Genomic DNA, 13,147 nt, shown 5'->3' on the forward strand with positions numbered 1-13,147 from the left:
GTTTATTAATTACTTTCCCTTTATTCAACTAAATTCTGCTCGGGCCCAAAGGCCTGTTGCAACCCGCTCGTCGTCCCGGCAATGTTTTTGAGCCGGGATCCAGGTGTTTGTTTTGTACTTTTGTATTTATGCCCGCTCACGTATTCACTTGTAAAAAGTCTTCAACGGCCTCAAGTTCAGAGTTCAATTTAGGCATTTCAAGCTGAGGCATCTAACTCATTTTTGGATAGAAGCTTGTTAGCTACTTTCTCGTCGTCCCGGCAATGCTTTTTAGCCGGGACGACGATGTTAGCTTTTGTTGTTTGGTCGTTTTGTACCTATAATCTGCGGCCACTGGCACCAGACCAGATTATGGTAGTAAGTTGTTAACTGACACAGGCTAATTTAACCGTCGTCCCGGTAATAGTTTTTAGTTTTTAGTTTTTTTAAGTTAAATCGGCTAATAAGCAAACTAAAGTAGTACGATAAATAATTTGTTTATTTTGTAATACAATGAAATAAATGAATTTTTATTTATTGTAGAGTCTTGGACCCACTTTTAATGCGCAAGCCCGCTTTTATTTGCCAGAGGAGCTAAATAAAACTGCTTTACAACAATAAGTTAGCAAATGTAGGATGTTATTAATCAATAACTTGAACGGCCGACTTTAAATTTATTTGGCAGTTCAATAAGCTGTTATGAATGCCTGAGATTTGGAGTGTGATTTTAACTTATGGATAAAAGAGAAATAGCTGCAAACTTAATACTACGAGCTGTTAAGTCATACGTAAATGCACAAAATGATATGGATTACATACAAGCTATTTTATTAGCTGGTTCTTCTGTTGGAATAACAGAACCATTATTGAAAGAGCAACAAACTAAAACGGCTACGGAAAAATCAACTGATGTAATAATGAAGATGCGTGCATCTGATATTTTTTGGGAAGGTAATAAGTTAGTTATTAACCAAAAAACTAAAAATTTAAGTCGCAGGGAAAGAGAGGATATATCTAAAAGTACACGGATTTTTGATCGCGGTATCTATAATGCCCTCAAACATACTGGTATACCTCAACAAGACTTAAGCCCTTCTGATGATGTTATTATTGAAGCAGACTTTCAAAGTGAGGCAGAGGAAATTATTTATGATGCAGTGCATGATTTTAATTCCTTAAAATTTGATGAAAATTTTCAATATCATCAACTTCCTGAAGATATAATTATTTTATTAAATTGTAGTGATCCTATGGGTATTATACCTGAGCCTGTTGCAAAACAGCGTACGCATTCATAATCGATCTAGCCTCCAGACCAACCTACATGCGGCTCCGCACACGACTGAATGGATTCAGGAGGTAGAGCAACGCAGGAGCATATTGCCGAGGGCGGTTCATTTAGAACACCTAACCTAAACGTTCTGGTTAGGATAATGAACTGCAATCCATCCATATCTTAGTGAATATAATCCTGCTTTCTTAACTTATTCGAGCTTGGCATTACTCAATATTTTTCTGTTTCCCCAGTCATCACTGAAAACAAGAGTCGAGCTACGCCAAGGGCCTTTACTTGTGATACCCAAAACACTTCGTGAGGTAGGCCCTCCCACCAGGGCAACCGCATGAGTGTGCATTTTTTGCTCATAATGAGTAATTTAAATACTGAATCACTTTCAATCATTCATGAAATGATGGCGTACTGAACAAATTAAGTTTTAAAAACGCACCTAACCTGTACGAAAAACATTCATATTCTTGCCCTGGCCCTCCCACAAGCAACAGCTGCTTAAAAATGTAGTGGCATGGTTTTTTGGTTTCGTCGTCTTGTACCCATGCTTTGCGAGGCAGCCCCTGCCAACTAATCCCTAGCCTATGCCTCATATGATGTTCTTGTTCATCGGCCAGCATTCTTTATCATAAGAAGGCTAGCGGCTTCCTCCGGACCAAACCTTGCGATTAAGCCCTTGCCATTCGCTAGTAGTTAACGTTTAATAACAGTATGTTATTCTCTAATTGATAAGAGTAACGGTGACCTTCCTACAGAGGACTTGCACCTCATTAGTTCATGCCCATGCTGGGCGTACACAAGCGTATGTTGCATCAGCCACTGCATGGCTTGGACGGTTTTCCCGCTCGTGCCTTGCTACAAAACCGCCGCAAATACGGGCGTTATATTTCTGGAGGGGTTATGAAGAATAAAACGAAAAAAAATCATTTTAGCCCTGTTTTCGCCAATCAATATTGGACGAGTGAGGTTAGTGGTTGGCACTATAAATATTATTACTATTGTCCATATCGCAAGTGTGTTGTCGATTCTCAAAAAGATAAAGGTAAGACTGCTTGGGGTTATGAATTTCATTTATATTCTCAGGAGTTAGAGGATCGGCTTGATTCTGAATTAGAAAATGACTCGGCACCACTCTACGAAAAGCTTTTAAATAATGACACTTTAGATGCTGATGAAAGAATGAAATGGGGGCAGTTTATTGTTACCCAATCTATGAGAACTCCAAGTTTTTTCAAGTATCGTGACGAACTTGAAAAAGCACATGGCGGTGACGAATCCTATAAAGAAACTATCATCGGTTGCCAATGGTGCGAAGATAATAAATATGTTGCTTGTCGAGATTGGATTATTCTTGAAGCTGCTGAAGATGATTTCTTTGTTCGGACGGATAATCCTGTTTATATGACAGGGTTTCTTCAAAACCCAAGCACTACAATATTTTATCCTTTGAGTCCTAAAAAGTGTTTTGTTGCTTGTTCTTTTATTGAAATGCGGTTCACGCTAATAGGAGAAGAACTGCCTTTTCCAAAGCAAGAAGTATTGAAGCTAGAGAAAGGTGATGCATATAAAATTAATTTTGACCTTATTAAGTCAGCTTCTACTTCTCTAATTGTTGCAAAAAGCGACAACAATCGAGTAATCAGCAAAATGAATGTTGAACTTCTTGGCGCCTTCCCACAAATTCCATTTATGTTATCTTCAGCAGAAAATGATTATGCGGAATCAATTGAAATTGAAAAGATAATTCAATTAATGTCATATTCCGATGGAATTGAATATCCAGAATACAGGGAGTATGAGCTTAAGCCATTTTATGGGGTTGAGTTTTCAATGGGGATTAATCCATTCTCTGTTTTTGGTGTAACCAATGAACGGTTAAAAGAGTTGCACCCCGAAATAGAAATATAACTAACAAGGATAGGCCGCGCGAAGCCGCGTCCTTATCCCAAGTGTTGAACAAGCCCGAACAGCTGGAGCGACTCTTTATTATGTAATTAACAGCTCGACAAAAAGCGCTGTTTGATGTGATGGTTATCTGGTAACTTTTCTGTAGCCTGCAAACTCATCTCTAGCCTACGCCTCATATGATGTCCTTGTTCATAAACTCGCATTCTTTATCACAAAAGAGTAACGGTGGCTTTCCTACATGGAACTTTCACCGCATTAGTTCATGCCCATGCAGGGCGTACACAAAGCGCTTTAAAACGGAACTAAAACGGTTGGCTCGGTTCCGCTTCGCTACACATTATAGCCAACCATTTTAGTCCGCTTAAGCGGAGCGTTATAGGTGTTCTCATGGTTTCGCGTAGAAAAATTAAAGAGGCACACGAAAATAGTGTCTTAGCTTCATTCGGTGAATATCTCAAAGGCAAAGGGCAATCACTAACCGTGAAAACTCAACCAGATCCACCAGATGCTTTTGTAGAAATTGATGGCACTGACACTTGGATAGAGATTACCGATGCATTTTACAGCCAAGATGTTGCTATTAGCATTACTTCTTATGGCGCAGATGACGTTCCACATAGGCCTTCACAAGGTGGTTTAATTTCCGATCCTGATGAAATAACTAACAAGGTTGTGTCAGTTATTTCTGAAAAACTTAACAAGCAAACAATGACTTCTATAGCCAACTCAAATGGAAAAGGAATACTTTTAGTTGGGTTGTATGGCCCTTTTTTTGACTTAGATGAAGTTGTTAATAACTTACCCAAAACTTTAATAAACGATTTAGCAAATCAACAAGTGTTCGGCTCGGTTTATTTATACGAAACCTGCAATACTAATGTACATAAGTATAAAAAGGTTCTGTAATAAATACCTATAATCGGGTAGCCGGAGGTATCTAGCCTCCAGCCCTCACACCACCCTGCATGCGGCTCCGCACACGACTGAATGGATTCAGGAGGTAGAGCAACGCAGGAGCATGTTGCCGAGGGCGGTTCATTTACTCTCTTTAAAGAAATGACCTAACTCACTTTCTGGTTATGAATTTAGTAGGATAAAACAGTTCAATACTTGTCCTACAAGCTAATTTATGTCCAGAAATGCATTCGATCGTTCAATTACAAACAAGGTTAAATCGAAGATAACTATACGGCGGATGTCATCGCAGCTATGACCTTCGAAAACAGGGATGTTTTCGCAGAGCGCCCAGGGATGGGTTTACCGCGTGTCATAGAAGTGATTACATTGAGTATCGTTACCTAGCACTATCGTTTAGTCTGCATTAAATTTTTTAACACTTTCCGTCCAAAAATGAGCTAGATAGCATCTAAATTAGTGACCAACTTTCATTGGCCACTCTTGTTATGGTGTGGGCGAAGCGACGTTAGCGGCCGCGGTCCATAAACGACAAAAGTACAACGTAAACACCTGGATCCCGGCTTAAAAGCATTGCCGGGACGACGATTAATGAAACATCTGGATCCCGGCTCAAAAGCATTGCCGGGACGACGGTTAATGAAACACCCGGATCCCGGCTCAAAACCATTGCCGGGACGACGAGAAAGTAGTTAACAACCAATGTTAACTTCAGGCGACCGCTTATGCTAATCACACTGTTTACTGATGATGAATTGCGCTCATGTTGCAGGTGAAATAAACCCGTTTTTATTGATGTGCCAAACCACGTATAAATAACTCAACGCTTAGCAAGCAGGCTTATGTCGATTTGATAACTTAAGCCGTCAGTTTGAAAAAGTGCTGAGCTCTACTGACTTAACCATCAGCGCGATGAGTAACGCATTAACTCAGGTTTAAAATCAGACAAATGGAAACCGGATCATCATGAATAATAATTTTACATTTACAATTAACAGCATTTGTCTTGATGAAAATTATCATCCCTCAGACAAGACGCGTATCACCACCAACTTTGCGAATTTAGCTAGAGGAAGCTATCGCCAAGCGAACTTACGCAACGCGTTAAAGATGATTGATAATAGTTTTAATGCCTTAGCACATTGGGATAACCCAAAAGGTGATCGTTATACTGTCGAACTTGAAATCATTTCCGTTAATATGGATATCGAAGGCAGTGGTCAAACCTTCCCTTCAATTGAAATCTTAAAAACCAATATTGTTGATAGTAAAACCAACAAGCGCATTGAAGGTATAGTCGGCAATAACTTTTCTTCTTATGTACGCGATTATGACTTTAGCGTATTGCTGCCGGATCATAATAAAGGCCAGTCCACATTTAGCATTCCAGATAATTTTGGTGAACTGCATGGAAAATTGTTCAAATTTTTTGTGAACTCAGATGTCTACCGACAAAACTTTGCTAAGCCACCGGTTATTTGCCTTAGTGTTTCCGATAACAAAACCTACCATCGCACTGAAAATCAGCACCCAGTTTTGGGGGTTGAATACCAACCCAATGAGTCGTCTTTAACTGAACAATATTTCAAAAAAATGGGCTTACAGGTTCGTTACTTTATGCCGCCAAATAGCGTGGCGCCGTTGGCTTTTTACTTCTTTGGTGACTTACTCAATGATTACACTCATCTTGAGCTGATAAGCACTATCAGCACCATGGGCACCTTTCAAAAAATCTATCGACCGGAGATTTATAATGCCAATGCTGTAGCGGGTAAATGCTATCAACCCAATTTGAACAACCTGGATCATTCACTCACTCAAATTATTTATGATCGCTCAGAACGCAGCCAATTGGCTAATGAGCAAGGCAAGTTTGCTGCGGAGCACTTTATCAAACCGTATCAAGCGGTACTTGAACAATGGTCAGCTAATTATGCGTAATTCGCACGGTTTACTCGCTTAGCTCAATCGTTACATTAGTCCAAATTTACGGTATCAATATGAAAAAATCACATAACGAAACACATAAAAAAATACTTCACAAAACCAATAGCAAAACACTATTACCGACTTCAACAGCTGGCAGTTTACCTAAACCTTTATGGCTGGCCGAACCTGAAACACTATGGTCACCTTGGAAATTACAAGGTGAAGAATTAGTTGCTGGCAAACAAGACGCACTGCGTTTGTCGTTACAGGATCAACTGCAAGCAGGCATCGATATTGTTAGTGATGGCGAGCAAACCCGCCAACACTTTGTCACCACCTTTATTGAGCACCTCAACGGTGTTGATTTTCAAAAACGTAAAACAGTTAAAATTCGTGACCGTTATGATGCCAGCGTTCCCACAGTTGTTGGCCCAGTAAGCCGACAAAAATCGGTGTTTGTTGAAGACGCCAAATTTTTACGTCAGCAAACCACGCAACCAATAAAATGGGCGCTGCCTGGCCCGATGACCATGATAGATACGCTTTATGATGATCATTATAAAAGTCGTGAAAAACTCGCCTGGGAATTTGCCATCATACTCAATCAAGAAGCCAAAGAATTAGAAGCCGCAGGTGTTGATATTATCCAATTTGATGAACCTGCATTTAACGTATTTTTTGATGAGGTCAATGCTTGGGGCATTGCGTGTTTAGAAAGAGCCATAGAAGGCCTTAAATGCCAAACAGCGGTACATATTTGTTATGGTTATGGCATTAAAGCCAATACCGACTGGAAAAAAACCTTGGGGTCAGAGTGGCGCCAATATGAAGAGGCATTTCCGAAACTACAGCAATCGAATATCGATATTATTTCACTCGAATGTCATAACTCTCATGTGCCAATGGAGCTGCTAGAACTGATCCGCGGTAAAAAAGTTATGGTCGGCGCAATTGATGTCGCCAGCAATACCATAGAAACACCAGAAGAAGTCGCAGACACCTTACGAAAAGCGCTTCAGTTTGTCGACGCCGACAAGCTCTATCCTTGCACCAATTGCGGCATGGCACCTTTAACGCATCAAGTTGCCAGAGCCAAACTCAATGCCTTAAATGCTGGCGCTGCGATCGTCAGACAAGAGCTTTTGGCTAAAAATAGTTAGGTTTTAGGGGCGGTGTTTTTCAAGGTAGCTGGCACTCTTTACTTAAATTTTAAGCTGCATTTCTTGTTTCTGTTTCAGACTGCTTATTTGGGTTCAGTGTGACTTCACCTATAGCGTCACAATTCCTTATACCGTTTGGCCAGCGTTTAGGATTTCTTGACCTCGCTTCCTCTAGCACTATCTTACGCTTAGATAAAATAGTCCTGTCTTGCATCGCATGACACTCACTCGGTGACACAAAGTTGAGCTTGCTGTGTTTATGCTTAGTATTGTACCAAGTCACCAATACTTCGACCCATTCTCGTGCTTCGGTGATGCTTTTAAAGCCAGAGCGAGGCCATACTGGCCGATACTTTAATGTTCTAAACAGCGACTCGGAGTAAGGATTATCGTTACTGACACTCGGGCGGCTTAATGACGCGGTAACGCCTAACTCTTCAAGCTTGGCTTTCATTGTTAACGACTTCATCGGAGCACCATTATCTGAGTGCAATACCAGTGGCTTCTTAAAGCATTGCTCACGCAGCATATTGGGTTGCATTAACTCGGCCGCTAGCTCACCACATTCACGTTCATGGACTTCATAACCCACAACCTTACGGCTATAAATATCCTCAAACATATACAGATAATAAATGCGTCCTTTGATGACCGAAGCTAAATAAGTGATATCCCAAGACCACACTTTGTTCGGCCCATCTGCAACATAAGCATCTGGTTTACTTCTTTTTTTATGCTTTGGCTTCGTCCACGTCGATTTAATTGAGCATTGGCTTTTAACACTCGGTAAAAACTCGACTCTGAAGCGATATAAACCCCTTCATCAAGCAGCGTCGGCACGATTTGCGAGGGAGGTAGACTCGTAAACCTTGCCTCATTCGAGGTTGCCAGTATCAGCTTTTCCTCGTCATCACTAAGCTTGTTGGCTGGCTCCTGTCTTACCGCCGTAGGTCTTAAATCAGCTTGTACTTTTCCTGCTCGATACCAGTACGGGGCTATGCAATCATTAACGGTTTGACGTTCAAATGCATTAAGGTCTTCACCTTTAACAAAATTCTGTGTCAGTAATATTCCTTTAAAGCCTTTGTGTAATTGAACTAACACGTCTTTATCTGACCACTTTTTTGCTTTATCAGCATTCACTTTAACGACTACATGCAAATGATTACTCCCTGCTCATTATAAAGAGTGCATAAGCACAGATATCAATGGCAAATATGGTGGCCAATTCAAGAATACGTGAATCAACCCACTCACGACGATGCTCGAAATTCTCACCTGTAGAGTTATCAATCCCACACAGGAAAGCTTGACCATAACAAACCACTCGAGAACAACAATGATAGTAAGGCGTATCTTCTAGGCTAACGATTGTCTGTCTAGGTCTGGCCATGTTTTGCTAACGTTTATGCGCTGCGCGGTTTTCAAGGCATAAATCGCATGTTGAACTTGGTAATTTCAAGCCATTTAACGATATTGAGAGATAAAGTCGTTAAGATACATGTTATTTTTTCTGCTTCTCAATAAACTTAATTATTGCCGCATGTGCTTCATCTGACGCTGCTATCTCGTCAAAGGCTTGCTGATCATGATGTAGCGCAGTACGGTAAGTTTCATCATAAGATTCTGACATACGTTTTTTAAATACGGCAAGTGCATGTTTGTCTAAGTTATCGTTTAAGTGTTGAGCTAGTGCGACCCCTTGAGCAACAACATTAGTATCGGGAAAAATAGCACTGACTAATCCTATTGATAAAGCTTCATCAGCACTCACTATTCTCCCAGTTAGCATTATTTCCATGGCTCGACCTGAACCTACAATTCTTTGCAGCCTTTGCATGCCTCCAAAACCGGGAATGAGCCCTGCCTGTAATTCATGTTGACGAAACGTGGCACTTTCACCTGCAATTCGAATATCACAGGCCATTGCTAACTCATTTCCACCTCCAGCGCTAACGCCTTTAATAATTGCAATGATAGGTTTAGGAAATGCTTCAATACGTTGAAATAATTTACGAGCGATATACGCATGGCTTAGTTGATTTTTTAGTCCTTTTTGCAAGCTCTCACCACCCGCCCCAGCTGAGAATACTTGATCGGTGCCGGTGATAATAATAGATCCAATACTCTGTTGCTGTTCAGCTATATCTAATCCAGTGTTTATTTCACTTAGTGTCTGTATTGAAACGGCATTTCGTGGTGGCGTATTAATACGCAGAATAAGCACCGATTGTTCGATGCTCACCTCTATGTTTTTTAAATCATAATGTGGCGCTATAAATGTGCTTTCCTTTGAATAAGCAAAACCACCAAACAACATCATTAACATTACGAAGCTAACTTTATTACCTTTAATCTATTCACTTTATTTCCTTGAAGCTATTTATAACGAGCATCAGGTTAACGACCCATTAATGGACTGGCTAATGGTTTGAAACGATAAATAATGTAAGGTGCTTTATTGATTTCTTTGCCTCCATTAAATACTGCAGACAATGAAACTTGAGCGGCAGAGGTATACAAATAACCCTCTGGGCCCATGTTAAGCGCATCCGGCCATACCATGGCATCATTGGTAGTAAAAACCTGATATTTACGGGTATCTGCTGGAATAACACCAATAGTACGTGTACCTATTTCACATAAATAAAGGTTATCTTTAGAATCAATAGTTAATCCACCGTTCATCGGTTTGTCAGCATATTTTTCAACTTTAGCCGCAATGGCTTCATTGCTTTGAGAAAAGTCGGTTAATTCGGCAATATTAATTCTAAAAACTTCGGTATTATTAACCGGTGTAAAATATAACCACTTTTGTTGTTTATCCAGGACGATACCATCTACACCAATAAATAAATCCACTGACTTTTCGTAAGGGGTTCCTTTATCCATAATCATCGGCATCGTCATATTAGGTAATACACTGTTTGTGCCTTGCAGTATCCGGCGACTTTGACCGGTCTCTGTATTGATAACAATAAGTGCAGCTTTGTCACCGACAGGACCTGTTGCTATGCCTTCGTCAGAAATAACAATCAAATGATGTTTATTTGATATGGCAAAATCATTATGTTGTGATTCTGGTAACGTGACACCATCTGGCAAATAGATAATTTTTTTAAGTTTATTCTTTTTAATATCCCACGCGACAAGCTTTGGTGTCGTTCTTGGTTGAGCCTGACCAGAATCTAAAATCCAAAGAATCCCCTTGCCATCAGTTCGTGAACTTAATACCCAATTGAAATATTCACTAGGATTTTTTAGACTGCCATCCGCTTTATAAGGGTTTTGCATTTCTGCATTTGGATATGGCACTATCTCACCATTCTCTAAACGTTCAGCAACTTTTACTTTAGGGTTATAAAATGGATGATAGGTTAAAAACAGTCGATTATCGGGAGTATAAGCGATACTAGCTACGGCTTGATCAAAAGTAGCATACACCTCATTTTTGACTTGCTCCTCTGCCATGCTTTGGTTACTGACTAACGCAACACCTAAGGTCAAAATAGCGATTAATTTATTGATTTTGTATATGAACATCATGCATCTCATTTTTTTAAGTTGTTTACCATTGAATTATGAATGATGATTAAAGCTGATGATATGGCAATATATTCCATTTATTATGGAATTACTTGTGCATAATAAATGGAATGTTTGAATAGCACTTAAATGAATATGCTTATCTACCAATATTTATTTCTCATTAATGTTGTTTATAAATAAATCAATACCCATCAGATTTCTATCAAAAGAGTTAGCATTTTCACTCTTTATTAATAAGAAAGGGCCAAGCTGCAACCTATTCGTCATCGGCCATAAATACAAACTCACTATCAATTATCTACCGCCAGTTTTGTAAGTAGTTATGCAACAAGGTGAGCCTGTGGTCAATTCCATAGACACTGAGAGAATGACTACCTTAACAGTTGATTTGCAACAGCTTTAAATCTGGCTCGCATTAAGGATGTATTTTCGTTGAAAATTTTTTATATAGAAATGAATAACGGGATTGAGGTGTAGAAACCAATCCCGTTGTTTGCTTTTGATACTTAAGTTTAGTGCTTAAGTTTATGCATAAGTTCCATGTTTAAACTGATGCTTAATGCTGCAGCTTAGTACTTATTCACCCAGCGCTGGCGCGCGTGGAGGGATCTCGCGCTTGTTGCCTGTCGATTCAAATGCACTGGCAAAACTTAACAAGTTGTTGTCATCATAAGCACGGCCAGCAAAAGTTAAACCTACAGGCATGCCAATATCAGCCATCACGCCCATTGGTACAGTCACAGTCGGAACACCTAAATGACGAATAGCCAGATTGCCGTTAGCAACCCAAATACCGTTACTCCAGGCGATATCGGCCGAAGCAGGATTGACGTGCGCATCAGCTGGGCCAACATCAGCCACGGTTGGGAACAACACGGCATCGAGTTTGAGCTCGTCCATCCAGTCTTCTAGATCCAACTTGCGGGTTTTTTCTAAGCCGCGCAAACCATCGGGAACGCTGTCGATTTGGTTGTACGACTTAAGCCCTCTTTTGGCCATGTTGACGTATTCATCCATGCCTGCGGCTAAATCACCTTCACGATTTGGCAAGGTGCCTAAATCATGCGGGAAAATCAAATGACCATTTACATCAGCAAGCTTGTTTAGCTTAGGGTCATTATTGGCGCGCAAGAATTCATCTAAAGCCCAGCCAGAAAGCTCCCACAGCTCATCTTCCAAAAACTCTGGAGTCACTATGCCGCGGTTGTAAACGGTCGGCGCACCAGGGCGATCACCTTCGCAATTTGACACCAACGGAAAATCAACTTCAATGACTTCAGCGCCAGCGGCTACCAATGCTTTACGAGCCGCTTCACATAGGTCGATTACCGATGCACGCGTATTGATGCGCTGACCAGTTGGGCCACCAAAACCGGGGATTTCGCTGGTGCCAGCCAACTCATCTTTATTGATAAACATGCGTGGCAATCCGAAACGCTTACCTTTAAGCGTGCCAGCTTGAGCGGCAAGATCCAAATAAGAATGTGGGCGTACGCTTGATGCTTTGGGAATTTCAACCCAAGGTTGCAAGCGCCATAAGTCACCGCGAGTTATTGGGTCGTCGGCAACAATCACGTCAAGCACTTCTAGCATGTCTGCCATGGTACGAGTGTAAGGCACTACCACATCCATCGTCGGTGTTAATGGCCAGTTACCGCGCACAGAAATCACCCCGCGAGACGGAGTATAAGCACACAAACCGTTATTTGATGCAGGGCCACGGCCGCTCGACCATGTCTCTTCGGCTAAGCCAAAAGCAGAATAACTTGCCGCAGTGCCAGTACCGGCACCATTGGACGAACCCGAAGCGAAAGGCGCGGTAAGATAGTTTGCGTTGTATGGACTTTCGGCACGGCCATAATGACCGCGCTGCATACCACCATTAGCCATAGGCGGCATATTGGTTTTGCCGATACATATTGCACCACCTTTACGCAGCTGCTCAACGGCAAATGCATCATATTGAGCTACTAAATCTTTAAACGCAGGGCTGCCCGACGCGGCCGTTAACCCCTTAACCAAATAGCTGTCTTTTACAGTATAAGGAATGCCGTCAAGTGGGCTCAGTGTTTCGCCACGAGCCCTTCGCGCATCTGACGCCTCGGCTTCTTTTAGCGCATCTTGATTGCGCACTACCAATGCATTTAGCTTGGTTTGTGTCGCTGGGCCGTCATAAGCATCAACTCGCGCTAAATATGACTTAACCAGTTCAACCGCTGTAGTACGGCCTGATTCGAGCGCTGCACGCAACTCGGAAATAGAAATCTCAGTGACTTCGAACATGTTAAAACCTCTTCTTGAAAGGCAATTGTGTGGCAGGTTAATTGCTCTTAAAGATAAATATCGTGAAAGACAGTGACTAAATATTCACTGTCTTTCTTTTGGTTTTTGTTTTTGTTTTGTCTTGTTTTAGGCTTTT

At 41.1% G+C, this 13,147-nt stretch carries 9 protein-coding genes and 1 pseudogene; 5 read left to right on the forward strand and 5 right to left on the reverse strand.

The window, feature by feature from the left end; all coding sequences use genetic code 11:
* The first annotated feature begins 713 nt into the window (after positions 1-713).
* The 5 genes from EGC82_RS12325 (at position 714) to EGC82_RS12345 (ending at position 7,179) form a co-directional block, all read left to right on the forward strand.
* The gene (locus EGC82_RS12325; RefSeq protein WP_124731026.1) at positions 714-1,277 is read left to right on the forward strand and encodes a hypothetical protein; all 564 of its coding nucleotides are present in this window, start codon (positions 714-716) and stop codon (positions 1,275-1,277) included.
* Between the two features lie 773 nt (positions 1,278-2,050).
* The gene (locus EGC82_RS12330; protein ID WP_164839131.1) at positions 2,051-3,175 is read left to right on the forward strand and encodes a DUF4238 domain-containing protein; all 1,125 of its coding nucleotides are present in this window, start codon (positions 2,051-2,053) and stop codon (positions 3,173-3,175) included.
* A gap of 387 nt (positions 3,176-3,562) precedes the next feature.
* Complete coding sequence (locus EGC82_RS12335; protein WP_124731028.1) at positions 3,563-4,081, forward strand: hypothetical protein; 519 nt, start codon at positions 3,563-3,565, stop codon at positions 4,079-4,081.
* 975 nt (positions 4,082-5,056) lie between these two features.
* Entirely contained in the window at positions 5,057-6,031 is a 975-nt protein-coding gene (locus EGC82_RS12340; RefSeq protein ID WP_124731029.1) for a DUF1852 domain-containing protein, read from the forward strand.
* Positions 6,032-6,090: 59 nt separating this feature from the next.
* Positions 6,091-7,179 (forward strand): methionine synthase, encoded by a 1,089-nt coding sequence (locus EGC82_RS12345; protein ID WP_124731030.1) that lies wholly within the window; start codon positions 6,091-6,093, stop codon positions 7,177-7,179.
* A gap of 49 nt (positions 7,180-7,228) precedes the next feature.
* On the opposite strand, the pseudogene EGC82_RS12350 reads toward EGC82_RS12345, so the two are convergent.
* The 5 genes and pseudogenes from EGC82_RS12350 to EGC82_RS12365 all read right to left on the reverse strand — a co-directional run.
* Positions 7,229-8,166 (reverse strand): annotated as a pseudogene (locus EGC82_RS12350) (IS3 family transposase); the annotation flags it as partial.
* A 178-nt stretch (positions 8,167-8,344) separates the two neighbouring features.
* Positions 8,345-8,572 (reverse strand): hypothetical protein, encoded by a 228-nt coding sequence (locus tag EGC82_RS21570; protein WP_164839068.1) that lies wholly within the window; start codon positions 8,570-8,572, stop codon positions 8,345-8,347.
* 111 nt (positions 8,573-8,683) lie between these two features.
* Positions 8,684-9,508 (reverse strand): enoyl-CoA hydratase/isomerase family protein, encoded by an 825-nt coding sequence (locus EGC82_RS12355; RefSeq protein ID WP_124731031.1) that lies wholly within the window; start codon positions 9,506-9,508, stop codon positions 8,684-8,686.
* A 71-nt stretch (positions 9,509-9,579) separates the two neighbouring features.
* The gene (locus tag EGC82_RS12360; protein WP_244212462.1) at positions 9,580-10,725 is read right to left on the reverse strand and encodes a major royal jelly family protein; all 1,146 of its coding nucleotides are present in this window, start codon (positions 10,723-10,725) and stop codon (positions 9,580-9,582) included.
* Positions 10,726-11,304: 579 nt separating this feature from the next.
* Positions 11,305-13,011, reverse strand: coding sequence for an amidase (locus EGC82_RS12365; RefSeq protein WP_124731032.1), 1,707 nt, complete (start codon positions 13,009-13,011; stop codon positions 11,305-11,307).
* Positions 13,012-13,147 lie beyond the last annotated feature (136 nt).

The organism is Shewanella livingstonensis (genome assembly GCF_003855395.1).
Classification (GTDB): domain Bacteria; phylum Pseudomonadota; class Gammaproteobacteria; order Enterobacterales; family Shewanellaceae; genus Shewanella; species Shewanella livingstonensis.